Consider the following 26,492-nt stretch of genomic DNA (forward strand, 5'->3'; position numbering starts at 1 on the left):
AGATCCAGGCCGCCAAGGCCCGCGCCAAGGGCTATCGCACTGACGCCAACCTGATCGCCATCAGCTACCTGCTGTGCGCCAAGCTCAGGCATCTACCCCGTCACCCTTGGCTCCATGCTCCCCATCAGACATGAACCGTTTCCACTGGAATCGCGATTGAGCCCTATTTCGACAAGCCCACCCAGTACGAGGTCCTCCGCAAAATCGTGCCGCTGCTGGCGCCCGGCGGGCGCTTCTATGCCGGTCATTCGGAAAGCTTCACCCATGCGCTGGATCTGTTGCAGCCCTGCGGCCGCACGATCTACCGCGCCACCCGGGAGGCCGGATGAACGCCTCGTTCCCCTCCCCTGGCAGCGCCCCGCGCCCACCGGCCGGCAGTTATTACGACCCGGCGCTGGATGCACATGTGCTCAAGCTGTTGCCGGCGGAATGGAAGGTCTCGTCCGACGACGTGGCGCTGGCCACGGTGCTGGGCTCGTGCGTCGCAGCCTGCATGTATGACCCGCAGGCCAAAATCGGCGGGATGAACCACTTCATGCTGCCCGATGCCGCCCCCGGCGACGGCAGTGCCCGCTACGGCGCCCATGCCATGGAGCTTTTGATCAACGGCATGCTCAAGAACGGCGCCTCCCGCAGCCGCCTGCAGGCCAAGGTGTTCGGCGGCGGCAACGTGCTGCCGGGCATGACCATAGACCCGATTGGCACCCGCAACGCCAACTTCGTGCTGGAGTACCTCAAGGCCGAAGGCATCCCGATCCTGGGGCAGGACCTGGGCGGGACGCAGCCGCGCAAGGTGGTGTTTTTCGTGCGTACCGGACGCACCCTGGTCAAACGGCTGCCGGCCGCTGGCGAGATCGCCCGGGTCGAACGCGACTATCGTAGCCGTCTCACCCAGACCCCTGTGGCTGGTTCGGTGGAGTTGTTCTGATGAATACCCAGATTCCGCAACGCCCCGGCAAAATCCGCGTCCTGATCATCGACGACTCGGCGCTGGTTCGGCAGGTTCTGACCGAAATCCTCTCCGCCGACCCGGCCATCGAGGTGGTCGGCGCTGCCCCCGACCCACTGGTCGCCCGGGAAAAGATCAAGCAGCTCAATCCCGACGTGCTCACCCTGGACGTCGAGATGCCACGCATGGACGGGCTGACCTTCCTGCAAAACCTGATGCGGCTGCGGCCGATGCCGGTGGTGATGGTGTCATCGCTGACCGAAGCCGGCGCCCAGGTCACCCTGGATGCGCTCGCGCTGGGCGCGGTGGATTTCGTGACCAAGCCCAAACTGGACATCCAGCACGGCCTGACCGGCTACGCGCAGGAGCTGCAGGAAAAGGTCAAACAGGCCGCACGCGCCCGGGTGACCCGCCTGCAACCCACTGCGGCGCCGCCGCCGACCAGCGTCATCCAGTACCGCACCACCGACCGCCTGATCGCCATCGGCGCCTCCACCGGCGGCACCGAAGCCATCCGTGTCGTCCTCGAGCGCATGCCCGCCGATGCCCCGGCCATCGTCATCACCCAGCACATCCCACCCGCCTTCAGCAAACCGTTTGCCGAGCGCCTGAACAAACACAGCCGGATGACCGTGGTGCATGCCGAGGACGACATGCCGATCCTGGCCGGCCATGCCTACGTCGCCCCCGGCGGCCTGCACCTGCGGGTGCAACGCAGCGGCGCGCGCTGGCGCTGCCGGCTGGGCGATGACGAGCCGATCCGGCTGCACCGCCCGAGCGTGGATGCGCTGTTCGAATCGGTGGCCAGCGCGGCCGGCGCCAATGCCAGCGCCGCCCTGCTCACCGGGATGGGCGACGATGGCGCGCGCGGGCTGCTGGCCCTGCGCAAAGCTGGCGCTGCAACCATCGTCCAGGACGAGGCCACCAGCGTGGTGTGGGGCATGCCCGGTGCCGCCTACACCCTCGGCGCCGCCCAACAGGTGCTGCCGCTGACGCAAATCGCCGACGCCCTGCTGGCGAGCACCATGCAGGGGGCGGCGTGATGCCGCCAGTGCCCAGATTGCCAAGCCGCTAAAGAAGGCACCCAACGCTGCCGTTAATCCAGGTACGCAAGACACCGAGATCGACGATGGAACCCCGCACACTGCTTCGTATCGCCGCCCCTTTGCTGCTGACAGTTCTGCTCATGCTGGCCGAGCTGCTGGCCTGGCCGCTGCCCCTGCGACTGGCGCTGGTGGTGACCACGGCGTTGGCGTGGGGGGTGGTGGTCTGGCGCCACCTGCCCAGCAAGGCTGAGACGCAGCGACTGCACGACCACGCCCGCCTGCTGGATGAGCTGCGCGGCTTCGTCGGTAACGAAATCGACGGGACCCACAACGAAATCAACCGCACCCGCGCCCTGATCCGAGATTCGGTGGCCAGGCTCGGCATGAGCTTTGAAGCCGTCAACCGCAAATCACGCGAGCAGAGCACCGTGGTGGCGCGGCTGGTCGAACGCACCGGCGAGGACAGCGGCTCGATCGACATCACCCGCTTTGCCCAGCAGGCTGCACAGCAGGTCGAGCAGCTGGTGCAGGTGCTAGAAGAAGCCAGCACCCAGAACGGCGTGACCGTTTCCCACATCGACGCCATGGCCGGACACCTGGATGGCATCTTCTCGCTGCTGGAAGACGTCAAGTCGATTGCCGACCAGACCAACCTGCTAGCGCTCAACGCTGCCATCGAAGCGGCCCGCGCCGGTGACGCCGGACGCGGCTTTGCGGTGGTGGCCGACGAGGTGCGCAACCTGTCCGAGCGCAGCACCGCCTTCAACGAGCAGATCCGCAAGCTGGTGCACAGCTCCAAGGACGCCATCGCCAAAGTGCGCGAGACCGTCTCGCAGATGGCGTCGCGCGATATCGAGCGGGTGCGCACGGCTCGTGCGGAATCGGCGGCCATGCTGGAACGGGTGGACGTGATCCAGCGCAGCCTGGGCAACAGCGTGCGGGAAATCGCCGATTGCGGTCGGGCGATCGACGCCTCGGTGGCCGAGGCCGTGCGCTCGCTGCAGTTCGAGGACATCGCCACCCAGGCGCTGGGCGCCGCCGACATCCACCTGCAACGGCTGACACAGATCAACAACGAAGCCATCGCCCTGCATGATCTGCTGAAGCGCAGTCACGGCTTCCAGGATGAGGAAATGGAAAAGGCGCTGGCGCGCATCAGCAACCGCATCAACCAGATGCGCGGCGAGTGGGAGCGCCCGCCACACAAGCCGGTCTCCCAGGAAAACATGAGCCCCGGCGGTATCGAACTGTTCTGACCAACGTCACGCAAGCCCCTCCCCTTGTGAAGTGACGCAATCCCGGCCTCCGGCCGGGATTTTTTTGTTCCGCCCTGCCCGACCTGCGGCTGACGCCGGGTCAGCGCTGCGCAGCCCGCGCCTGCGCACGCGCTGCACGCAGGGCGTCGAGCTTTTCTTTGAGCCTGGCCTCAATCCCACGCTCGCTGGGGTTGTAATAGACGCGCTCGCCTAAAGCCTCTGGGAAGCCGGTCTGGGTCAGTGCCACGCCGCCTTCCACGTCATGGTCGTACTGGTAATCACGGCCGTAGCCCAGCCCCTTCATCAGCCCGGTGGGGGCATTGCGCAGATGCAAGGGCACCGGCTGGCTGCCGTGGGCCTGAACATCGGCACGGGCGGTGTTCCAGGCCCGGTAGGCGGCATTGGACTTGGCGGTGCTGGCCAGGTACAGGGTCAGCTGGGCCAGCGCCAGCTCCCCTTCCGGTGCGCCAAGCCGGTCATACGCCTCCCAGGCGTCGATCGCCATCGCCAAGGCGCGTGGGTCGGCCAGGCCGATATCCTCCACCGCCATTCGGGTCAGCCGACGCGCGAGATAAGCCGGATCGGCGCCGCCGTCCAGCATCCGCGCCAACCAGTACAGGGCGGCATCCGGGTTGGAGCTGCGCACGCACTTGTGCAGGGCCGAAATCTGGTCGTAGAACACATCGCCGCCCTTGTCGAACCGGCGGGTGCGGTCGGCCAGCACCTGTTGCAGAGTGGCCTCGGTGATCACCCCGCCCTCGTGCTCGGCGAGATCGGCGGCGATTTCCAGCAGGGTCAGGGCGCGCCGCACGTCGCCATCGGCCGCCTGGGCGATCTGCTCCAGCAAGGCCGGCGCCACGGTCAGGCCACGTCCCCCCAGGCCACGCTCGCGATCGTCCAGCGCCCGTTGCAAGGCCTGCACGATGGCCGCCACCGCCACCGGCTCCAGCACATGGACCCGGCAACGCGACAACAGCGCCGAGTTCAGCTCAAAGGACGGGTTTTCGGTGGTGGCACCGACAAATACGATGGTGCCGCGCTCGATATGCGGCAGGAAGGCATCCTGCTGCGCCTTGTTGAACCGGTGCACCTCGTCCACGAACAGCAGCGTGCGCACGCCGCTTTCGAAGCGGGCCTGCGCCCGGGCCAGCACCTCGCGCACCTGCGGCAGCCCGGCCAGCACGGCCGAGATGGCCTCGAACTCGGCCTGAGCATGGCGCGCCAACAGCAGCGCCAGAGTGGTTTTGCCGCACCCCGGCGGCCCCCACAGGATCATCGAATGGATCCGCCCGGCCTCCACCGCCCGGCGCAGTGCCGAGCCTGACGCCAGCAGGCGCGGCTGTCCCACCATCTCGTCCAGGCTGCGTGGCCGCATCCGCTCGGCCAGTGGTTGCAGGCCTTGCGCCTCGGTTTGCAGCAGGTCGGCGGCGGGCTCAGGCGGACGGGACATGTCCGGATTCTACCTGTCCGGCGTCAATCACCACCGATCACGTCCACGCCCTTGGGCGGCGTGAAGCGGAAGGTATCGGCGGCAAATGCCGGGTTGCGCCGCCAGCCGGAAAAGTGGATCACAGTGCGTTGACCCAGCGCGTCGGTGTATTCCAGCTGCCGCAACTGATCGCCTGCAAAGCCGAGCCGGGCCGACTTGAACGCTGCGTCGGCCTTGAGGGGCGCGATCTCCAGCCAGTCCAACCCGTCCTGGCTGGGCAGCTCGCGCACCTGATAGTCACGTTCTAGCCGGGCCGGTTCGAGCAACAACGCCAGCGGGCTCCCCGACTCCTCGACGCCCTGCGGGCGCTTGCTCACCTGGTTGAGGTCGGGTTCGTACACCCAGACCGTGCGACCATCGGCCAGCACCAGCTGCGCATAGGGCGCCTGTGCTTCCCAGCGCAACCGGTTCGGTGCCGCGAGCGCCACTCGCCCCTGGGTGCTTTCTTTGGGGCGGCCGCGGGCGTCGAACACCTGCTGCCTGAACTGCCCGTCCAGCCCTTTCAGGCCGGCCGTGAACGCCTGCAGCGCTTCACGTGCGCCGGCCCAGGCAGTGCCGGTCACACCCAGCGCCAACAGCAACAACGCAGAACCCAAAACGCGGTGGGGACGCATCGGAACAAGCCTCCAGACGTGGAAACACACCGGCACGAGTGTGTCGACAGCCGGCTGAATGCCGGCGGGACGAGGATACGGGCGCACGCCGATCAGGCCCGTGGCGGCGGCGGCGGTGCCAGCACCCGGCGATCGCCGTTGTGCTCGGGCGGGCTGACGATGCCCGCTGCTTCCATCGCCTCGATCAGGCGTGCAGCGCGGTTGTAGCCGATCTTCAACCGTCGCTGCACCCCGGAAATGGAGGCGCGGCGGGTCTCGGTGACGATCTGCACCGCCTGGTCGTACAGCGGATCGGCTTCCGGGTCGTCGCTGACCGCCACTTCCGGCAGACCATTGGCGCCGACGCTGGTGCCGTCGTACAGGGTCTGCGCCTCTTCCAGCACGCCCTGGATGTAGTCCGGCCCACCGCTCTGCTTGAGAAACTCCACCACCCGGTGCACTTCTTCGTCTGAAACGAAAGCGCCGTGCACGCGCTCGGGCATGGCGGTGCCGGGCGGCAGGTACAGCATGTCGCCATTGCCCAGCAGGGTCTCGGCGCCAGACTGGTCGAGGATGGTTCGGCTGTCGATCTTGCTGGACACCTGAAAGGCGATGCGGGTGGGGATGTTGGCCTTGATCAAGCCGGTGATCACGTCCACGCTGGGCCGCTGGGTGGCCAGGATCAGGTGAATGCCGGCCGCGCGCGCTTTCTGCGCCAACCGGGCGATCAGCTCTTCCACCTTCTTGCCGACGATCATCATCATGTCGGCAAATTCATCGATGAACACGACGATGAACGGCAGCGGCTCCAGCGTCGGCGGCGCGTCCGGCGCCTCCGGGTTGGCGCGGAACAACGGATCCACCAGCGGCTGGCCGGCCTCGATGGCGTCCTTGACCTTTTTGTTGAACCCGGCCAGGTTGCGCACGCCGACCGCGCTCATCAGCTTGTAACGGCGTTCCATTTCCGCCACGCACCAGCGCAGGCCATTGGCCGCCTCTTTCATGTCGGTGACCACTGGCGCCAGCAGATGCGGGATGCCCTGATACACCGACAGCTCCAGCATCTTGGGGTCGATCATCAGCATTCGCACGTCGCGGGCCGAGGCCTTGTACAGCAGCGACAACACCATGGCATTGACCGCCACCGACTTGCCGGAGCCGGTGGTGCCGGCCACCAGCAGGTGCGGCATGCGCGCCAGATCGGCCACGATCGGCTTGCCGGCGATGTCCTTGCCCAGCGCCAGGGTCAGCGGGCTTGCGGACTTGTCGTATTCCTTCGAGCGCAGCAGCTCGGACAGGTAGATCATCTCCCGGTGCGTGTTGGGAATCTCAAGACCAATCACCGACTTGCCAGGGATGACATCGACCACCCGCACCGACTTCACCGACAGCCCGCGGGCGATGTCCTTGTCGAGCGAGGAAATCTGGCTGACTTTGACGCCCGGCGCCGGCTCGATCTCGAACCGGGTGATCACCGGCCCCGGATAGGCCCCGACCACCTGCGCCTCGATCCGGAAATCGCGCAGCTTGAATTCGATCTGGCGCGACAGCGTCTCCAGCGTCTGCGTGTCATACCCCTTGGGCTGGGGCTTGGGATCATCCAGCAGCGCCAGCGGCGGCAACCCGTTGGGATCGGCGGCGGCAAACAGCGGGATCTGCTGCTCGCGCTTGGCACGCTCACTCTTCTCCACCGTCGGCGCAGCGGGCGGCTCGATCTTGACCTTCTCGCGCTGCTGGCGCTGTTCGCTATCGGTCTTGCGCGCCACCTCGCGCTGCTCGCGCAGGCTGCGCACCTGCTGCCACTCCGCCGCCTGCTGCGCACCACGGCGAGTGAGGCGCGCAAACAGCCCGGGCAAGGCCAGCACCAAGCCGCCCAGCCGGTCCATCACCCACAACCAGGACAGCCCGGTGGCCAGCGTGATCGACACCAGCAGCAGGCTGATCAGAAACAGATTGGCCCCGACCGGGCCAAACAGCATCAGTAGCGAGTTGGCCGCCAGCCGCCCCAGCACGCCGCCGCTGCCGGCGGCCAGATCATTGCCACCGGCAAAGCGCTGGGCCAGAAAGCCGCAGGCGGCCACCAGAAACCCGACGATCCCCACCAGCCGCAGGGCCGGGCCCAGATCGGCCTGGCCGTCGCCGTCCTCATCCATCCCAAACAGCGCGATCCAGGCGATCGCCGCCAGGATGAACGGCAGCAGGAACGCCACATAGCCGCACAAAAACAGCAAAAAGCTGGAGATCCACGCGCCCGCCAGCCCACCCCAGTTGTGCAACGGGGCCAGGACGCTGGGGTCGCGGTCAAAGCCCGGATCCTGCGGCGACCAGCTGACCAGACAGGCCAGTAGATACAACAGGGCCGGGGCGATGGTGATCAGGGCAAAATCCCGCCACAACCGATGCCGGCGCAGAGACGTCCCTGCGTCGGCACGGATCGGACGGGATTTACGGGCGGCCCGGCCCGCCTCGGATGTCGCGTTGGCCACCTGCGATCAGACCTCAGGAAGTGCTCCCAGGTCTTTGATAGTACGTCAAACCTTCATTTCACGCAGGGCCGGGTGCACGATCTGCCCGGCCTCGACGTTGATGCCCTTGGCCAGCGCCGGATTGCGCCGCCAGTCGGGATCGCCCGCCAGCTTGTTCACCCACGGCAGGATCGCCGCGCAGATCGCCTGCGAGCTGGTCTGCGGCACCGCGCCCGGCATGTTGGTGACGCAGAAGTGGGTCACGCCCTCCTCCACGTAGGTAGGCTCCTTCCAGGTCGTCGGTCGCGAGGTTTCAAAGCAGCCGCCCTGGTCGATGGCGATGTCCACCATCACGCTACCCGGCGCCATCGCCCGCACCATCTCGCGGGTCAGCACATGCGGCGCGCGTGCGCCGGTGATCAGCACTGCGCCGATCACCAGATCGGCCGCGGCCACTTCACGCGCGACCACGTCGTGATAGGGGTACAGGGCAGTGACGTTGTTGCCCAGCCGCATCATCTCGTCCATGCGGTCCTGGCGCATTTCGAACACGGTGACATTGGCCCCGGATGCGGCGGCCAGCGCTGCGGACGCACCACCGGCCTTGCCGGCACCAAACACCACCACCTTGCCGCGCTCGGTCGAAGGCAGCCCGCCCAGCAGCTTGCCCTTGCCACCCATCGGCTGGTGCAGCAGGTGGGTGCCGACCTGCACCCCGATCTTGCCAGCGATCACCGACATCGGCGCCAGCAGCGGCAACTCGCCATTGGCCAGCTCCACCGTCTCGAAGGCCACTGCCGTCAGGCCGATGTCGAGCAGGCGGCGGGTCAGCGCCGGCTCGGCGGCCAGATGCAGATAGCAGAACAGCAGGTGATCCTTGCGCAGGTGTTGCAGATCGCCTTCGATCGGCTCTTTGACCTTGACGATCAGCTCGCCCTGCTCGTACAGCGCGGCCGCATCGGGGGCGATCTTGACACCCAGGCGGGTGTACTCCTCGTCGCTGAAACCGGACTTCACGCCCGCGCCCTGCTCCAGCCAGACCTCATGTCCGCGCTTGACCAGATCACCGGCGGCCGCCGGTACAAGCGCGACGCGCCCTTCGAGGGTCTTGGTTTCCTTGGGAACACCGATACGCATGCAGTTTTCGCTCCTGGGCGATGGCAAAGTGGGGAAGGAAACACGACAGCGTTGCAGCCGTCGTGACTTGTGCCCGGGCGACGTCACCCCCAAGCTATGGGCGGTCACGGGCGCCAAAGCCCGCAAATTATAGAGTAAGGACTCCAATCACGATGAACCCGACCAAGCACGCCCGCCTGCTGATCCTCGGTTCCGGCCCCGCCGGCTGGACCGCCGCCGTCTATGCCGCCCGCGCCAACCTCAAGCCGGTGTTGATCACCGGTTTGCAGATAGGCGGGCAGCTGATGACCACCACCGAAGTGGACAACTGGCCGGGCGATGCGCATGGTCTGCTGGGGCCGGACCTGATGGCGCGCATGCAGGCCCATGCCGAACGCTTCAACACCGAGGTGGTGTTCGACCACATCCACACCGCCGACCTGTCCAAACGCCCGTTCCGGCTGGTGGGCGATTCCGGTGAATACACCTGCGATGCGCTGATCATCGCCACCGGCGCCACCGCCAAGTATCTGGGCCTGCCGTCGGAAGAGGCCTACAAGGGCCGCGGCGTCTCCGCCTGCGCCACCTGCGACGGCTTTTTCTACAAGGATCAGGACGTGGCCGTGGTCGGCGGCGGCAACACCGCGGTGGAAGAAGCCCTGTACCTGTCCAACATCGCCCGCAAGGTGTATCTGGTGCACCGCCGCGACACGTTGCGGGCGGAAAAAATCATGCAGGACAAGCTGTTTGCGCGGGTCGAGGCCGGCAAGATCGAGCCGATCTGGCACCACGTGGTCGATGAGGTGCTGGGCAATGACACCGGCGTCACCGGGCTGCGCCTGAAATCCGTGCAGGACGCCAGCACCCGCGACATCGCCGTGCAAGGCGTGTTCATCGCGATCGGCCACAGCCCCAACACTGCGCTGTTCGAAGGCCAGCTGGAGATGAAAAACGGCTATCTGAAGATCAAAAGCGGGCTGGACGGCATGGCCACCCAGACCAGCATTCCCGGTGTGTTTGCTGCGGGCGACGTGGCCGACCAGGTCTATCGCCAGGCCATCACCTCGGCCGGGTTCGGCTGCATGGCCGCGCTGGATGCGGAACGCTTCCTCGACGGCGAGTAAGCACACACACGGCATGAGCAGGCGTATCGTCGAACTCTCCCCTGACCCGGACGCGCCATTCCCGCCGGTGGACTGGGCGCTGCGTGACCCCGATGGCCTGCTGGCCGTCGGGGGCGACCTGTCTCCCACCCGCTTTCTCAATGCCTACCGCAACGGCATTTTCCCCTGGTTTTCCGAAGGTGAGCCGATCCTCTGGTGGAGCCCGTCGCAGCGTGCGGTGTTTCGCACCGATGGCGTGCATCTGGCCCATCGCCTGCGCAGACGGCTGCGGAACAGCGGCTGGACGGTGCGCGCCGATACCGCCTTCGCCGAGGTGGTGGCCGGATGTGCAGCCCCGCGCCCGGGCCAACACGGCACCTGGATCACCGCCGGAATGCAGGCGGCCTACCAGCACCTGCACGCACTCGGGCATGCACACAGCATCGAAGTGCTGGATGCCGATGGTCAGTTGATCGGCGGCCTGTTCGGGCTGTCCTTCGGCCGGATGTTCTGCGCCGACAGCATGTACTCCGCCGTGTCCGGCGCTTCCTCGCTGGCACTGGCCGCACTGGCATGGCGGCTGCGCGACTGGGGCTGGCCACTGATCGATGCCCAGGTTCCCAATGCCCACACGCAACGGCTGGGCGTGGATATCTGGCCGCGCCCGCGCTATCTGGCCGCACTGACGGAACTGCGCGATGCGCCGGGGCTGTCGCAGCCATGGTCTGACGCCTTCGGCCATTGGTCTGCCGCACAGGTGTGTCCACTCTTGCCCCACGCACCTGCCGCCTGAGCCATCGCTTCACCCTGCTTGTTTTTGCAAGCCCTGCGATGGCATGGCACAATGCTTGGCTTGCAGGCAGGCGCAACCCTGCCTGCACGTTTTCTCAACCGACATGCCCCACCTGACCAGGACGCTCCGGCACCCACATGGCGAAAGACGACGTCATCGAATTCGAAGGTACGGTTACCGAAACCCTTCCGAACACCATGTTCCGGGTCAAGCTGGAAAACGGCCACGAAATCATCGCCCACATCTCCGGCCGGATGCGCAAGAACTACATCCGCATCCTGACCGGCGACCGGGTCAAGGTGGAGATGACCCCGTACGATCTCACCAAGGGCCGCATCACCTACCGGCACCGCTGACGCCACACGCGTCCTGCCAGCCTGTGAGGTTCAAAAAGCGCCCCATCCGGGGCGTTTTTCGTGTTTCCCCCACATGACCGCTTGCCGACGGTCTTGCCGTAGCGTATGAAGCATGAACCGGCTTCGTACAGGACATGCGTGACCAGGGACGGTGCGGTCTGACACCCCACTCAAGGAGTGGCACCGCGCTGCCGAAAACGATGCTGTGGCACGCCTGTGGCGTGCCCCTGCCCAAGGGATCATGCCGTGCCGCCCACCCGCCGCTCCGATTCGATCCTGCGCCGTCTTTCCCTGACCATCTGGGGCCTGTTCCTGGCCCTGATCGTGCTGCTGCTGGGCCTGGGCTATCTGGCGATGCGTGCGGCCGCCGACCGCCTGGTGCCTGCCATTGCCGACCATACCGTTTCGTTGCGCGCTGCCGGCAGCCAGGCTCTGTTCCTGCAGGCAGAACAGAGCGTGCACCGGCTGCATGAGGAACTGCTGCGACGACTGGCCATGGCCGACCCCCAGGCCGCCTCCGCCCGCTTCGAGCACCTGTTTGCCCGCAGCCCGGATGGTCTGTGGCGGCTGCGGCCGCAATGGCTGGATCCCGAACACGCCCCCACCCTGTACCTGCATGCACCAGCCACCGGGCCCGACGACTCGACCAAGCTGCGCGCAGTGGTGGCCTATGACCTGCTGCGCGAACAGGGGCCGGCGCTGTCACCGCCGTTCTATTCGGTGTACATGGATTTCGTCGAGGATGGGCTGCTGGTGTACTCGCGCGGCCGAAACTTGGCCGCCAGCGCAACCGCCAGCTACACCAACCGCGACTACCCCACCATGCGCGGTTCCGATCCGCGCCGCAATCCGGCCCGCCGGCTGTTCTGGACGCCGGTGTATTTCGACCGTGAAGCCAACATCTGGATGGCGTCGGTGATCCAACCGCTGGACTGGCAAGGCCGCTGGGTCGGCACGGTCGGCCACGATCTTTCGGTGCAGACCCTGCTGCAACAGGGGGCAAGCCAAGACCAAATCGGTGGACTCACCGTGATATTGAGCGGCTCCGGTGATCTGATCGCACACCCGCAGTTGCAGCGCCGGATTGCCCATGCACAAGGACAGCTTGCAATCGCCCGACTGGGCGACCCCGATCTGGCGCAGGCGCTGGCCACGGTCACCGCCGCCGGCACCGAACATGGCGCCCGCCGTTCCCCGGACGGCCGTCTGTGGGTGGCCTGGGCCAAAATCCAGGGGCCGGGCTGGTATCAGGTCTATCTGCTGCCGCAGGCCCGCATCGACCGCCTGCTGGCGCTGGGGCTGCTGGCCCTGCTGGGCATCGGCATCCTGGCCCTGCTGCCGGCCCTGTGGTGGCTGCGCCGGCAGATTGCCCGGCTGATCGCCCAGCCCCTCAGGCGACTGACCCGTGCCGCCGACGAGGTCAGCGAGGGACTGACGCCCAACCCGCTGGCCATGTCGGGGGACGACGAGCTGAGCCGGCTGGGCCAGGCCTTCGACGAGATGGTCGAAGAGCTGTCCGCCCAACGCGCCCTGCAACAGGCGCATGCACAGGCCCTGCAGACCGAGATCGACGAGCGCCGCGATTACATGCAGCGCCTGCAGGAAGAACGCACCCGCCTGCACACGCTGTTGCAAGCAATGCGGCAAGGCATCGTGTTCGTCGATGCCAGCCATAAGGACGGCCGCATCATCACCCACGACGCCTACCCGCTGCAGGATGCAAAGGGCCAGCACATCGGCCGGTTGTGGGTGCAGGAAGACGTCACCCACGACCGCCAGGTGGCCGAACAACTGACCCGACTGGCGGAACAGGACCCGCTCACCCGTCTGCTCAACAGACGCCGTTTCGAGGAAGATTTGGATGCCTGTTGCCGCGAGGCCGAGCAACGCCCGACCGAGTTTGCGCTGCTGTTCTTCGATCTCGACGAGTTCAAGTACGTCAACGACACCTACGGCCATCGCGCTGGCGATGCCCTGCTGACGCGCATCGCGCAGCAAGTGCAGCTCTTGATCCGCGCTGGCGACCGCCTGTATCGCCTGGGTGGGGACGAGTTTGCGGTGCTGATGCCGCAGGCCAGTGTGCATGAAGCCACCCAGCTGGCGGATCGACTGGTGCGCCGGATCAGCCAGATTCCGCTGGAAGTGCCCGACCAGACCCTGCGGCTGACCGCAAGCCTGGGAATTGCCCACTTCCCGACCCACGCCACCGGCGCCCAGGATCTGGTCGCGCACGCCGACATCGCCATGTACCAGGCCAAGCACAGCGGCAAGAACCGCTGGAGCATCTACCGCCCCGATCACGATGCCTCGCGAGCGATGGCCACCCGGTTAGGCTGGAACGATCGCATCGCCCATGCCCTTGAACACGACCTGCTGCGACTGCACTTCCAGGGGATCTACCGCGCCCGTGATGGCCATCTGGAACATCTGGAAGCGCTGCTGCGCATGGAGGATCCGGCCCATCCAGGCGTCCTGATCCTGCCGTCGGAGTTCATCCTGCATGCCGAAAAAAGCGGCAAGATCCTCGATATCGACCGCTGGGTTCTGCGCACCGCCATTGCCCTGCTCGGCCGCCACCCACACCTGCCGGCACTGGCGGTCAACGTGTCCGGGCGCTCGCTGGACGACCCCGATCTTCCCGATTTCATCGTCGGCCAGCTCAAGGCCCGTCATGTCGCCCCGCAGCGTCTGCTGGTGGAGTTGACCGAAACCGCGGCAGTGTCCGACATGGGCGATGCCGCCCGCTTCATCGCAGCCCTGCGCCGCGCCGGCTGTCTGATCTGCCTGGATGATTTCGGTGCCGGCTTTGCATCGTTCGCCTACCTCAAGCACCTGCGCGCGGACATTCTCAAGATCGACGGCATGTTCATCCGTGACCTGCCGCAGGACCTCGACAATCAGGTCTTCGTGCGCACCATCATCGATGTGGCCCGCGGCATGGGCATCCGCACCGTCGCCGAGTTCGTGGAAGACGGCAAGACCCTGCTGATGCTGCGCGAGATGGGCGTGGACATGGTGCAGGGCTATCACCTGGATCGCCCCAAGGCCGATCACCCCGCCCTGCACCCGCCGCCGTTCCGGCTGGAGGGCTAAGGCGGCAATCACCAGCGGCTTGCACGTCCCGCTTTACCCCGCGGCGATACGGGCACGCAGATGTTGCAACGCCAGTTCCACCTGGTCGATCAGGATCAGACACAGATCACCGGGGCCAAGCTTCTCCAGGGCACGATCGATGGCAGCCAGCTCGCCGCGGATCTCCTCGATCACCCGTGTCCGAGTGGCCCCTTCCAGCCCCTGCCGCAACAACGCCAGCACCTCACCGTCGGCCCGCCCACGCTGGCAGGCATCCTGATACAGGATGACCTCGTCGAATGCTTCGCCCAGGATCCGGGTTTGTTGGCGAATGTCCTCGTCCCGGCGATCGCCGGCGCCACTAATGACCACCAGCCGGCGTGTGGCCGGCAGATTGTCCACCGCCGCCACCAGTGCGCGCATTGCATCGGGGTTGTGGCCGTAATCGGCGATCACCGTGGCACCCCGGTAGGCCATCAGGTTGAACCGTCCGGGGGCATTGCCCGCATTGGTCTTGAAACTGGCCAAGCCCTGGCGAATGATCCCCCAGTCCAACCCGAGCGCCCAGCCAGCGGCCAGCGCCGCCAGCGCATTTTCGACCTGGAAACCAATCCGACCGCCCCCGGTCATGGGCACCTCGGCCAGCGGCAGGCGCATCTCGACCCCATCTTCCGCCGCCACCAGATCACCCTGCTGTACGAACACCACCTTACCCCCCTGGGCACGATGGGCGGCCAGAACCGGCTCAGCCGGGTCGCGGGCGAAGAAGATGACCTTCCCCGGGCAGTGCGCTGCCATCGCAGCCACCACCGGATCTGCCGCATTGAGCACCGCATGCCCGGTGCGTGCCACATTGCGTACCACCACCCGCTTGAGCACCGCCAGATCATCGACCGTGGTGATGAAGTTCAGGCCGAGGTGGTCGCCCATGCCGATATTGGTGACCACCGCCACATCCGCCTGGTCGAACGCCAGCCCCTCGCGCAGCAGTCCACCGCGCGCGGTTTCAAATACGGCCGCCTCGACATGTGGATGCATCAAAATCCTGCGGGCACTGCTCGGCCCGGCGCAATCGCCGGAATCGATCTGCATGCCATCGACATAGACGCCGTCGGTACTGGTCATTCCCACGGTCCAGCCACGGCAACGCAACAGGTGCGCAATCAGGCGCACAGTGGTGGTTTTGCCATTGGTTCCGGTCACCGCCACGATCGGGATGCGGCCGGTCTCGCCCGGCGGAAACATGGCATCGATGATCGCCTTGCCGACATCGCGCGGCTTGCCATAGGACGGCGCCAAATGCATGCGCAGACCAGGCGCGGCATTGACCTCGACGATGCCACCGCCCTGTTCCTCCAGCGGCCGCAGCACGGTCTCGCAGACCACATCCACACCGCAGATGTCCAGGCCGACCATGCGCGCGGCATCAATGGCCCGCGCCGCCAGTTCCGGATGGACATCGCCCGTGACGTCGGTGGCGGTGCCGCCGGTGGAGAGGTTGGCATTGTTGCGCAGCACCACCCGACGCCCTTTTTCCGGCACCGAATCCGGGGTCAGCCCCTGTTTTTCGAGCGTGCGTAAAGCGATCTCGTCCAGACGAATCCGGGTCAGCGCCGTGGCATGGCCATCGCCACGGCGTGGATCGGCGTTGACCTGTTCGACCAGGGCGCGCACGCTGGAAACCCCGTCGCCGATCACGTTCGGCGGCTCGCGCCGCGCCGCTGCCACCAGCCGGTTGCCCACCACCAGCAGGCGATAGTCACCACCGGGCAGATAGCGCTCCACCATCACGTCGTCACGGAATGTGCGGGCGACTTCATAGGCACGACGAATCTCGTCCTCGCTACGCAGATTGACGGTCACGCCTTTCCCCTGGTTGCCGTCCAGCGGCTTGACCACCACCGGCAGACCGATCTCCTGCGCCGCGGCCCAGGCATCGTCGGCACTGGACACTGGACGCCCGTCCGGCACCGGCACGCCAGCAGCCCGCAGGAGTTTCTTGGTCAGGGCTTTGTCCTGCGCGATCGCTTCGGCAATCGCACTGGTGCAATCCATTTCCGCGGCCTGGATGCGACGCTGCTTGCAGCCCCAGCCGAACTGCACCAGGCTGCCCGTATTGAGGCGACGGTAGGGGATGCCGCGATTGACCGCCGCCTCCACGATGGAGCCGGTACTGGGACCAAGCCGCACATCCTCGTCCAGCGCCCGCAACTCGGCCAACGCAGCGTCCAGATCGAACGGCGTATCGTCCCGCGCCGACAGGCACAGCTGCAGCGCCAGCGTCAGGGCACGCCGACCGACCGCTTCTTCACTGTATTCGACCACGACCTGGAACACGCCTGGATCCACGGTTCGGGCAGTTCGACTGAAGGTGACCGGGCATCCAGCCTGGGCCTGCAGGCACAAGGCCGTGAACTCCAGCGCATGGGCAAGGGTGAGGGTGTCAGACTGACGGGTGGTTCGCAGAAAACCGAGTTCCGGGAACCGCTGCCGCAGGCGCTCTTCGAAGCCTGGCAGGCTATCCAGCGGGCGCTCGCCCTGCGACAGGGTCACGATCGCCTCGATCGCCGGTTTTCGGGTCCACAGATTGGGCCCGCGCAGAGCCCGGATACGGGTAATGTCCATCAGTCGTTCACCTGGTCCGCGACGTGAACGGCTGCCATCCACGTCTGCTGGAAATGCTCGATGCCAGCCGGGATCAGTGCCGGCGGCACATCCAGTGCCCACGCGCAAGCGATCGCCGCCAACACGGCCTCCACCTGGGCCGGGCTTGCGCCTGGGCCGGTCAGACGGAACCGCAAGGCACGCGCCAGTGGTTCTTCCTGCTGGCCGGCTGCCAGAACGAGCGCGCCGCCGCGCATGAACACGGCCCGCCCACCCGCGGCCAGATGCGCGTCGAGCCCCGGCGCCTGGTCGACATCACGTGCGAAATAGATGACCTCGCCGTCGCACAGCGGTGCCAGTGCCGCCACCTGCGGCTCGCAGGCATTGAGCACGGCCGCGCCACGTGCGAGCACCACGTCGATCTGGGTACGCAGAACGGCTTGCAGACGGTCGGGCGTATCGATGTAGAACTCCGCCAGGGACGGGTCGGGATCGGCATCCGTCACCACTCCGACCTGGCAACGGTCATACGGCAGGCCTTCGCTGAGGATGGCGCGGGCACTGGTTTCGATCACCGCGGCTTCGATGTCGCGGTTGATCAGCAGACATTCGCCACCGTCGTAATGGACACCGGAGCTTGCCCGGATCTGGCGCTGATCGAGAAAGACACCATCGCCACAGGCCAGCCCCACCCGACACCCGGCCAGATACAGCAGATGCGCCAGCAGATGCGCCAGCAACGTCGGCTCGCGCCGCCCCAGGATGCCGATCACGGGGATGCGACCATCCTCACCGGGTGGGAACAGGTGATCGACGATGGCCTGCCCGACCGGCCGCGGCGTGCCGGAGGCCGGTTTTAGATGCATCAACAGACTGGGTCCGGCATTGACCTCGACGATGGCGCCGCCGGTTTCTGACAGCGGCTTGCTGATGTCACGAGTCACCAGATCGATGCCGGCGATATCCAGCCCCACGACACGGGCCGCCAGTACCGCTGCGGCGGCCACCTGCGGGTGCACTTCGTCGGTGACGTCGAAAGCCATGTTGCCATGGCGTAGCACCAGCACCTCGCAGCCGGCTGCAGGCACCGAATCCGGGGTGTAGCCCTGCCGTGACAGCTCATGCAGAGCAATCGGCTCACGCTCCAGGTAGAGGGTTTCCAGCGGGTATTCCTCTTCCTCACCACGACGCGGATCGCTGTTGATCTGCTGGTCGATCAGCGTGCGGATGGTGGATTGGCCATCGCCTACCACGCTGGCGGTGAAGCCCCGATTGGCGGCAATCAGTCGGTCGCCGACCACCAGCAGACGGTGCTCCTCGCCCTCGATGAAACGTTCCACCATCACCCCGCTGCCCTCGGCCAGCGCGCCGGCATAGGCCGTCTCGACGTCCTGCTGGCTGCGCAGGTCGGCAAATACCCCGCGGCCATGATTGGCATCCAGCGGCTTGACCACCACTGGCAGGCCGATTTCCTGGGCTGCCTCCCAGGCATCCTCGGGGCTGTCCACCAGCCGCCCTTCTGGTACCGGCACACCGCAGGTCGCCAACAGGGTCTTGGTCAGATCCTTGTCACGCGAGATGCTCTCGGCAATTGCGCTGGTGTGTTCGGTCTCGGCAGTCCAGATGCGACGTTGCCGGGCGCCATATCCCAACTGCACCAGATTGCCGTCAGTCAACGCCAAGTGCGGAATGCCGCGGGCGCGGGCAGCCTCGACGATGGCCGTGGTGCTGGGCCCCAGCAGTCGCCGGTCCGCCAGTGCGCGCAACGGCGCAAGCCGGGCTTCGAGGTCAAACGGAGTGGCATTGATGGCCGCCATGAGCAGATCGCGCGCCAGCATCAGGCAGCCGCGGCTCACCTGCTCGTCGCGCGAGCGCACCACCAACTTGTAGAGACCGCGCGGGCCGGCTTCACGCGCTTTGCCGAAACCGGTCTGCATGCCAACCTGGGTCTGCACCTCCAGCGTGACGTGCTCGAGAATGTGCGCGGCCCAGGTGCCCTCGCGCAGGCGCTGCACGAACCCACCCGGCACACCCCGGCTGCAGCGATGTTCCTGCAGCCCTGGCAGCCAAGCCAGCAGACGTTCGGTCAGCCCATCGATACGGTCGGAGGGATAGTCCTCCAGTGCACCAATATCGACCCAAGCCTCCAGCACCGGACGGTACGTCCACAGATTGGGCCCGCGAAGGTAAGTGATCCGCAAAAACCGGATGTCGTCGAATGTCATGCTGGTTGGCCGTCTGTGTACGCAGGCCGGTGAACCAGCCAGCGCGATCGTATACTTGTGGTTCTTTGCACGCATGTGCCCCTGTTCGTGCACCAGATTACCGGGGCGGCACATTTACGTCAGCTTACAAAAACTTTAGCTTCCCCCATGCCAGCCCCCACCAGCGCCGCCCCCCTCCCTCTGCCGCCGCTGTGTCCGGGCCTTACCGCCCACTGGCAGCCTGCCCTGGAGCAACAACTGGCGCCCGGCGAAACCGCGTTGGCCGCCTTCCGGATCGATCTGGATCCACACATGCGCTATGCCGAGGGGGTGGTCATATTGACCGACCGACGCCTGCTGGCACACCTGCCGGGGGCCTCTGGCTGGCAGGACTGGCCGCTGTCACCGGATCTGCAGTTGCGCCACGGCGACCACGGCGGGATCGGACACCTTGAGCTGCTCGACGCACGACAGCGTCTGCTGCACTGTCGTTTCACCCTCGACCAGAATCTGGACGTCCTGCGTCTGCTGGCCCAGTTTGAACGCTGGCAGCAGCAGGCCAGTGGCCTGCCGTCCTCTGCCACGACCGAGGACGACGACACACTGTGCCCGCTGTGCAAGGCGCCACTGCCAGCAGATGCCGAGGACTGCCCGGTCTGCACGCGCGAACTGCATACCCCACCCTCGACCTGGACCCTGCTGCGGCTATGGCGGTTTGCACGCCCCTATCGCGGCGCTCTGCTGGCCGGCTTTCTACTGACGCTGGCCTCCACCGGCGCCACCCTGGTTCCGCCGTATCTGACCATGCCCTTGATGGACAAGGTGCTGATCCCGTTCCAGAACGGCACGCCGATCGACCAAGGTCTGGTGTTGATGCTGCTGGCCGGCATCCTGGGGGCGGCGCTGCTGGCCTGGGTGCTGGGCTGGGCACGCACCTACATCCTGGCCCTGGTCTCCGAACGCATCGGCTGTGACCTGCGAACCGTGACCTACGAGCACTTGCTGAACCTGTCGCTGGAGTATTTCACCAGCAAGCGAACCGGTGACCTGATGAGCCGGATCGGCTCGGAGTCCGATCGCATCTGCCTGTACCTGTCGTTGAACCTGCTGGATTTCGCCACCGATGTCCTGATGCTGGCGATGATCGCGGCCATCCTGTTCTCGATCCATCCGGGACTGGCACTGGTGACCCTGCTGCCCCTGCCGTTGATTGCCTGGATGATCCAGCGGGTGCGTGAACGCCTACGCACGGGGTTTGAAAAAATCGACCGCAGCTGGTCGGAACTGAGCAGCGTGCTGGCCGACACCATCCCGGGCATCCGCGTGGTCAAGGCCTTTGCCCAGGAACCACGCGAAATCCGACGTTTCCGCACCGCCAACCAGCATTATCTGGCGATCAATGATCGGCTCAACAAGACCTGGGCGCTGTTCAGCCCGACCGTCTCACTGCTGACCGAGCTGGGCCTGGTGGTGGTCTGGGCATTCGGAATCTGGCAGGTGGCTCATCACCAGATCACGGTCGGTGTGCTGACGGCGTTCCTGGCCTACATCGGGCGGTTCTACACGCGCCTGGACTCGATGAGCCGGATCGTATCCGCCACCCAGCGTGCGGCTGCTGCCGCCAAACGCATCTTCGACGTGCTCGACCATGTCTCCAGCGTTCCCGAACCGGCTCAACCGGTACCGCTGCCGGCACCCCGCGGTGCACTGAGTCTGCGCGACGTCGGCTTTCGTTATGGCAGCCGCGGCGTGTTGCGCGGAGTGAGCCTGGAGATCCAGCCTGGCGAGATGATCGGCCTGGTCGGCCACAGCGGCTCTGGTAAAACCACACTGGTCAACCTGATCTGCCGGTTCTATGACGTCACCCAGGGCGCCATTCTGGTCGACGGCGTCGACATTCGTTCGATCGCGCTGTCCGAATACCGCCGTCACATCGGGCTGGTGCTACAGGAACCGTTCCTGTTCTTCGGCACGGTCGCTGAGAACATCGCCTACGGCAAACCCGACGCCACCCGGGAAGAAATCATCGCCGCCGCCCGCGCGGCCCATGCTCACGAGTTCATCCTGCGTCTTCCGCATGGGTATGACTCGCTGGTGGGCGAGCGCGGGCAAGGGCTGTCGGGGGGCGAGCGCCAGCGTATTTCGATCGCCCGCGCATTGCTGATCAACCCACGCTTCCTGATCCTGGACGAGGCCACTTCCTCGGTCGATACCGAAACCGAAAAAGAAATCCAGCGCGCGCTGGACAACCTGGTCAAGGGCCGAACCACGCTCGCCATCGCGCACCGTCTGTCCACCCTTCGGAAGGCTGACCGACTCGTGGTGATGGATCGGGGACGGATCGTCGAGGTCGGCCCGCACGACGAACTGATGGCTCGCCGCGGCGCCTACTGGCGGCTCTATCAGGCGCAGCTGCGCAACGTCGACCAGGAGGACGCGATCAGCGAGCTGCCACGGCAGGAGATCGAGCATGTCCGCTGATTTCGACCTCGAGCGTGATGCGTTTGGTCAGCTGGTGCTGACTCTGGCCGATGGCCGCCGCCATGCCGGCGTGAGTGTAGTTCGCGCGTTTCCGCTGAGCGCGCCCGGCGAGCATATCGCCGTGGTCGGCAGCGACGGCCATGAACTCGCCTGGATCGCCCGCCTGGACGCAGTACCGCCGGGGCTACGCGCCCTGATCGAAGACGAACTGAAGCAGCGGGAGTTCATGCCGGTGATCCGCCGCCTGCTGAATGTCTCCAGTGTTGTCACACCCAGCCAGTGGCAGGTCGATACCGATCGCGGCCAGACCCGTTTCACCCTCAAGAGCGAGGACGACATCCGCCGCCTGGGCGATGGCAGCTTGCTGATCGCCGACAGCCACGGTGTGCACTATCGGATCCCCGATCTACAGGCGCTGGATCGGCATAGCCGGCGCCTGCTCGATCGCTTCCTGTAGCCCGTGATGCCCGACTTGGGACGCCTCAGTTGCCGTGCGGGGCGTCAAACCCAAGGATGGCAGCCACCACCCGGTCAGCAAGGACTGCCGGATCCTGCCCCAGCGTTTGCAAATGCAGTTCAGGCCGCTCCGGCGGTTCGTAGGGCGAATCGATGCCGGTGAAGTTGCGCAGCTCACCGCGCCGCGCCTTGGCATACAGGCCTTTGACGTCGCGTCGTTCCGCTTCTGCCAGCGGGGTATCGACGAACACTTCCAGGAACTCGCCGGGCTCGAACAGGCTGCGCGCCATCTCGCGCTCGGCGCGGAACGGGCTGATGAAGCTGACCAGCACGATCAGCCCGGCATCGGTCATCAACTTCGCCACCTCGGCCACCCGACGGATGTTCTCGACCCGATCCTCCGGCGTGAAGCCCAGATCCTTGTTGAGACCGTGGCGGACATTGTCGCCATCCAGCACGTAGGCATGCCGGCCGAGCGCCAACAGCTTGCGATCGACCAGATTGGCGATGGTGGATTTACCGGCACCCGACAGGCCGGTGAACCAGACACAGCGCGGCGTCTGGTGCTTGAGCGCGGCGCGCGCGGCCTTGTCCACATCCAGATGCTGCCAGTGCAGGTTGGCGGCACGGCGCAGGGCGAACTCCAACGTGCCAGCCGCCACCGTGGCGTTGCTATGGCGATCGATCAGGATGAACCCGCCCAGCGTGCGGTTTTCGGCATAGGGCGTGAAGGCGATCGGCTGATCCAAGTGCAGGTTGCACAGCGCCACCTCATTCATCGCCAGATGCTTGGCCGCCAGCGGCTCCTGGGTATTGATGTCAACCCGATGCTTGATCTCGGTGACCGATGCACCCACCGTGCGGGTACCGAGCTTGAACAGATACGGACGGCCCGGCAGCAATGGCTCCTCGCCCATCCACAACAGATGCGCGGCAAACTGGTCGGCCACCTCCGGCGCATCCGCTGCTGCGGCAATCACATCGCCACGGCTGACATCCAGTGCGTCCGCAAGCGTCAGCACGACGGCCTGGCCGGCCTGCGCCTGATCGAGATCACCGGCGGCCGTGACGATCCGCTCGACCTGGCTGCGCCGACCCGAGGGCAGCACCACTACCGCATCGCCGGGAGCCACGCGACCGCTGGCGATGGTGCCGGCCAGCCCGCGGAAATCCTGGTGCGGACGACAGACCCACTGCACCGGCATGCGGAACGGGGCGTTTTCGGCCATCCCCGGCAATGGCACCGTCTCCAGCAGTTCCAGCAGTGCCGGGCCGGTGTACCAGTCCATCGCCGGTGACCGGGTGATGACGTTGTCACCGCGCAGGGCCGACAGCGGCACCGCATGCACGTGGGCAATGCCAAGTCGGTCTGCCAGGGCGCGGTATTCCTGTTCAATGTCGGCAAACACGTCCTGGGCATAGCCCACCAGATCCATCTTGTTGACCGCCAACACCACCCTGCGTAACCCCAGCAGCGAGACGATGTAGCTGTGCCGACGGGTCTGGGTCAGCAGCCCCTTGCGCGCATCCACCAGCACCACCGCCAGATCGGCGGTGGAAGCGCCGGTGGCCATGTTGCGGGTGTACTGCTCGTGGCCCGGGCAGTCGGCGACGATGAACTTGCGCCGGCCGGTATCGAAAAACCGGTACGCCACGTCGATGGTGATGCCCTGCTCGCGCTCGGCCTGCAACCCGTCCACCAGCAGGGCGAAATCGATCGCCTCGCCCTGGGTACCGTGCCTGCGGCTGTCTTCTGCCAGCGTGGCCAGCTGGTCGTCGAGCAACTGGCGGGTATCGTGCAGCAGTCGGCCGATCAGCGTGCTCTTGCCATCGTCCACGCTGCCGCAGGTGATGAAGCGCAGCAGCTCGCGGTGCTCGTGCTGGTGCAGGAGCGCGGCCATGCGTGCATCGGCATCATCCAGACGCATCAGAAATAGCCCTCCTGCTTTTTCTTTTCCATCGAATCGGCCGGATCATGGTCGATCACCCGCCCCTGCCGCTCCGAGGTGCGCGCCTGCATGAGTTCGGCCACCACCTGCGCGGGTGTTTCTGCATCCGACACGATGCCACCGGTCAGCGGATAACAGCCCAGCGTGCGAAACCGCACCTTGCGCTGCTGCACCACTTCCCCAGGTCGCAGCCGCATGCGCTCGTCATCGACCATGAGCAACACGCCGTCGCGCTCCACCACCGGGCGCTGTCGGGCGAAATACAGCGGCGGCAGCTCGATGCGCTCGCGCAGGATGTACAGCCACACGTCCAGCTCGGTCCAGTTGGAGATCGGGAACACTCGCACCGACTCGCCCTTGTGGATGCGGGTGTTGTACAGGGCCCACAGCTCCGGCCGTTGCTGCTTGGGATCCCAGCGGTGCTGGGCGCTACGGACACTGAAAATGCGTTCCTTGGCGCGGGATTTTTCCTCGTCGCGGCGGGCGCCACCGATCGCACAGTCGTAACCGCCCTGCTCCAACGCCTGGCGCAGCGCTTGGGTGCGCATCACCTCGGTATAGAGGCTGGCACCGTGATCGAATGGATTGATGCCGCGGCGCACCCCATCCTGGTTGATGTACACGCGCAGCTCCACGCCAAAGCGCGCCGGCACCTGATCGCGGAAGGCATAGGCTTCACGGAACTCGAACGTGGAGTCGATATGCAGCAGCGGGATCGGCGGCGGTGCCGGGAAAAACGCCTTGCGCAGCAGGTGCAGCAGCACCGTGCTGTCCTTGCCGATCGAATACAGCAGCACCGGACGACGGAACTCGGCGGCGACTTCGCGCAGGATGTGGATGCTCTCGGCTTCGAGCCGATCGAGGTGGGTCAACGAGGTCATCGAAGGCAGGCAGCCCGGAAATCGCCGGCAAGGGTATCAGGTTGACTTGCTGCTGCGCAGGTGCAGCAGATGCGCGGGCGGCTGGAAGGTGTCGCTGCGCGCATGTGGCCAGAAATCACGGAACACCGCATGCGCAGGCACGCGCCCGTCGCGTAGCGCACCCGGCTCCAGGAAGCGGTACAACGCCGCTAGCGAGCGCACTTCCACCGGCGAGACCCGGCGCAGGATGTGTTCCGGCCCGAGCTGGTCGGGATGGGTCAGACCAGCCGCCGCCAGCAGATCGCGCAGCGCCAGCACTGTATTGCGGTGGAAGGCGAACACCCGGCTAGCCTTGTCGGCCACGTCCAGCGTTCTCCAGCGCGACGGATCCTGGGTGGCAATGCCGGTCGGGCAGCGATTGGTATGACAGCTCAGCGACTGGATGCAGCCCAGGGCGAACATGAAGCCGCGTGCCGCATTGCACCAGTCGGCTCCCATCGCCAGGGTGCGGGCGATGTCGAAAGCACTGACGATCTTGCCGGCAGCGCCAAGGCGGATACGATCGCGCAGCGCCAGCCCCACCAGGGTGTTATGCACCAGCATCAACCCCTCGTGCATGGGCACACCCACATGGTCGATGAACTCGGCCGGGGCCGCGCCGGTGCCACCTTCGGCCCCATCCACGACGATGAAATCGGGCAGCAACTCGGGATTATAGTCGGCTTGCTCGGCCATCGCCTTGGCGATTGCAAACCATTCCCACGGGTGACCGATCGCCAGCTTGAAGCCGGTGGGCTTGCCGCCGGACAAACGACGCAATCGGGCGACAAACTGCAACAGCTCGATCGGCGTGGAAAACGCCGAATGCCTGGCCGGCGAGATGCAATCCTGGCCCATCGGCACGCCGCGGGTGGCCGCGATCTCGGCGCTTAGCTTGGCGGCGGGCAGCACCCCACCATGGCCCGGTTTGGCGCCTTGCGAGAGCTTGATCTCGATCATCTTCACCTGCGGCGCAACCGCCTGCTCGGCAAAGCGTTCCTCACTGAATCGACCCTGCGCATCACGGCAGCCGAAATAGCCGGAACCCAGCTCCCAGACCAGATCACCGCCGCCCTCGCGGTGATACGGCGAGATCGAGCCCTCCCCGGTATCGAGATAGAAATGGCCGCGTTGGGCACCGGCGCTGAGCGCCCGGATCGCCGCTGCCGAAAGTGCGCCGAAGCTCATCGCGGAGATGTTGAACACGCTGGCCGAATAGGGCTGCGCGCACCCGGCCCCGATGGTGATGCGGAAGTCGCTATCGGCGATTTCTGTCGGCGCCAGCGACTGGTTGATCCATTCGTAATCGACATCATAGACATCCTGCAGCGAGCCGAACGGACGCACGTCGCTCAAATGTTTGGCGCGCTGGTACACCAACGCACGTTGCTCGCGCGAGAAAGGCGCCTGCTCGGTATCGGACTGAATGAAGTACTGGCGCATCTCCGGGCCGATGCTTTCAAGCCCGTAGCGCAGATGCGCCAACAGCGGGTAGTTACGGCGCAGCGTGCTCTTGCGCTGCAGCAGATCCACCGTGCCGATCACAGCCAGCAGCCCAAACCCGGCCACTGCCCACCAGGCGTTTGCCGACACCGGCACGAAGGCCAGGGCAACTGCGGTCAGCAGCAGGCTCAGGAGGTAGGGAATGAAGCGCGCCACGG

19 protein-coding genes are annotated in these 26,492 nt (G+C 66.0%); 10 read left to right on the forward strand and 9 right to left on the reverse strand.

What is annotated here, in order from left to right:
* The first annotated feature begins 155 nt into the window (after positions 1 to 155).
* The 4 genes from BUA29_RS04545 (at position 156) to BUA29_RS04560 (ending at position 3,251) form a co-directional block, all read left to right on the forward strand.
* Positions 156 to 329, forward strand: a complete 174-nt coding sequence (locus BUA29_RS04545; protein ID WP_281247898.1) for a CheR family methyltransferase — start codon at positions 156 to 158, stop codon at positions 327 to 329.
* Positions 326 to 928 carry a chemoreceptor glutamine deamidase CheD gene (cheD, locus tag BUA29_RS04550; RefSeq protein ID WP_084602345.1) on the forward strand — a complete coding sequence of 201 codons (603 nt, stop codon included), beginning with the start codon at positions 326 to 328 and terminating at the stop codon, positions 926 to 928. The genes BUA29_RS04545 and cheD overlap by 4 nt, the downstream gene beginning before the upstream one ends.
* Positions 928 to 1,992, forward strand: coding sequence for a protein-glutamate methylesterase/protein-glutamine glutaminase (locus BUA29_RS04555; protein ID WP_072755438.1), 1,065 nt, complete (start codon positions 928 to 930; stop codon positions 1,990 to 1,992). Before cheD ends, BUA29_RS04555 begins: the two co-directional genes overlap by 1 nt.
* Before the next feature lie 86 nt (positions 1,993 to 2,078).
* On the forward strand, positions 2,079 to 3,251 hold the full coding sequence (locus BUA29_RS04560; RefSeq protein ID WP_072755439.1) for a methyl-accepting chemotaxis protein: 1,173 nt from the start codon (positions 2,079 to 2,081) through the stop codon (positions 3,249 to 3,251).
* 100 nt (positions 3,252 to 3,351) lie between these two features.
* Here BUA29_RS04560 and BUA29_RS04565 read toward each other — a convergent pair whose 3' ends face one another.
* The 4 genes from BUA29_RS04565 to ald form a co-directional block, all read right to left on the reverse strand.
* On the reverse strand, positions 3,352 to 4,701 hold the full coding sequence (locus BUA29_RS04565; protein ID WP_072755440.1) for a replication-associated recombination protein A: 1,350 nt from the start codon (positions 4,699 to 4,701) through the stop codon (positions 3,352 to 3,354).
* A gap of 23 nt (positions 4,702 to 4,724) precedes the next feature.
* The gene (lolA, locus tag BUA29_RS04570) at positions 4,725 to 5,354 is read right to left on the reverse strand and encodes an outer membrane lipoprotein periplasmic chaperone LolA (protein ID WP_072755441.1); all 630 of its coding nucleotides are present in this window, start codon (positions 5,352 to 5,354) and stop codon (positions 4,725 to 4,727) included.
* 92 nt (positions 5,355 to 5,446) lie between these two features.
* The gene (locus BUA29_RS04575; protein WP_072755480.1) at positions 5,447 to 7,768 is read right to left on the reverse strand and encodes a DNA translocase FtsK; all 2,322 of its coding nucleotides are present in this window, start codon (positions 7,766 to 7,768) and stop codon (positions 5,447 to 5,449) included.
* A gap of 96 nt (positions 7,769 to 7,864) precedes the next feature.
* Entirely contained in the window at positions 7,865 to 8,935 is a 1,071-nt protein-coding gene (gene ald, locus BUA29_RS04580; RefSeq protein ID WP_072755442.1) for an alanine dehydrogenase, read from the reverse strand.
* Between the two features lie 152 nt (positions 8,936 to 9,087).
* Between ald and trxB the strand changes: the two genes are divergently transcribed.
* The 4 genes from trxB (at position 9,088) to BUA29_RS04600 (ending at position 14,259) form a co-directional block, all read left to right on the forward strand.
* Positions 9,088 to 10,038 (forward strand): thioredoxin-disulfide reductase, encoded by a 951-nt coding sequence (gene trxB, locus BUA29_RS04585; protein WP_072755443.1) that lies wholly within the window; start codon positions 9,088 to 9,090, stop codon positions 10,036 to 10,038.
* A 13-nt stretch (positions 10,039 to 10,051) separates the two neighbouring features.
* Positions 10,052 to 10,810, forward strand: coding sequence for a leucyl/phenylalanyl-tRNA--protein transferase (gene aat / locus BUA29_RS04590; RefSeq protein WP_072755444.1), 759 nt, complete (start codon positions 10,052 to 10,054; stop codon positions 10,808 to 10,810).
* A gap of 137 nt (positions 10,811 to 10,947) precedes the next feature.
* Positions 10,948 to 11,166 (forward strand): translation initiation factor IF-1, encoded by a 219-nt coding sequence (infA, locus tag BUA29_RS04595; protein WP_072755445.1) that lies wholly within the window; start codon positions 10,948 to 10,950, stop codon positions 11,164 to 11,166.
* Between the two features lie 246 nt (positions 11,167 to 11,412).
* Positions 11,413 to 14,259: a bifunctional diguanylate cyclase/phosphodiesterase gene (locus tag BUA29_RS04600; RefSeq protein WP_072755446.1), complete on the forward strand. Its 2,847-nt coding sequence runs from the start codon at positions 11,413 to 11,415 to the stop codon at positions 14,257 to 14,259.
* 33 nt (positions 14,260 to 14,292) lie between these two features.
* On the opposite strand, the gene cphA is transcribed toward BUA29_RS04600, so the two are convergent.
* Both cphA and BUA29_RS04610 read right to left on the reverse strand, forming a co-directional pair.
* Complete coding sequence (cphA, locus tag BUA29_RS04605; protein WP_072755447.1) at positions 14,293 to 16,863, reverse strand: cyanophycin synthetase; 2,571 nt, start codon at positions 16,861 to 16,863, stop codon at positions 14,293 to 14,295.
* The gene (locus tag BUA29_RS04610) at positions 16,863 to 19,067 is read right to left on the reverse strand and encodes a cyanophycin synthetase (RefSeq protein ID WP_072755448.1); all 2,205 of its coding nucleotides are present in this window, start codon (positions 19,065 to 19,067) and stop codon (positions 16,863 to 16,865) included. Before BUA29_RS04610 ends, cphA begins: the two co-directional genes overlap by 1 nt.
* A 147-nt stretch (positions 19,068 to 19,214) precedes the next feature.
* On the opposite strand from BUA29_RS04610, the gene BUA29_RS04615 reads away from it, so the two are divergent.
* Positions 19,215 to 21,527 (forward strand): cyanophycin metabolism-associated ABC transporter, encoded by a 2,313-nt coding sequence (locus tag BUA29_RS04615; RefSeq protein ID WP_084602347.1) that lies wholly within the window; start codon positions 19,215 to 19,217, stop codon positions 21,525 to 21,527.
* The gene (locus tag BUA29_RS04620) at positions 21,517 to 21,984 is read left to right on the forward strand and encodes a cyanophycin metabolism-associated DUF1854 family protein (RefSeq protein WP_072755449.1); all 468 of its coding nucleotides are present in this window, start codon (positions 21,517 to 21,519) and stop codon (positions 21,982 to 21,984) included. Before BUA29_RS04615 ends, BUA29_RS04620 begins: the two co-directional genes overlap by 11 nt.
* 25 nt (positions 21,985 to 22,009) lie before the next feature.
* On the opposite strand, the gene cysN is transcribed toward BUA29_RS04620, so the two are convergent.
* From cysN to BUA29_RS04635, 3 genes are read right to left on the reverse strand one after another with little or no spacing between them, the layout of a single operon-like run.
* On the reverse strand, positions 22,010 to 23,911 hold the full coding sequence (cysN, locus tag BUA29_RS04625) for a sulfate adenylyltransferase subunit CysN (protein WP_072755450.1): 1,902 nt from the start codon (positions 23,909 to 23,911) through the stop codon (positions 22,010 to 22,012).
* Positions 23,911 to 24,813 (reverse strand): sulfate adenylyltransferase subunit CysD, encoded by a 903-nt coding sequence (cysD, locus tag BUA29_RS04630; RefSeq protein WP_072755451.1) that lies wholly within the window; start codon positions 24,811 to 24,813, stop codon positions 23,911 to 23,913. Before cysD ends, cysN begins: the two co-directional genes overlap by 1 nt.
* Before the next feature lie 36 nt (positions 24,814 to 24,849).
* Positions 24,850 to 26,490, reverse strand: coding sequence for an FMN-binding glutamate synthase family protein (locus tag BUA29_RS04635; protein ID WP_072755452.1), 1,641 nt, complete (start codon positions 26,488 to 26,490; stop codon positions 24,850 to 24,852).
* Positions 26,491 to 26,492: the final 2 nt, after the last annotated feature.

The sequence above is a fragment of the Thermomonas hydrothermalis genome, from assembly GCF_900129205.1.
In the GTDB taxonomy this organism is placed as follows: Bacteria; Pseudomonadota; Gammaproteobacteria; order Xanthomonadales; family Xanthomonadaceae; genus Thermomonas; species Thermomonas hydrothermalis.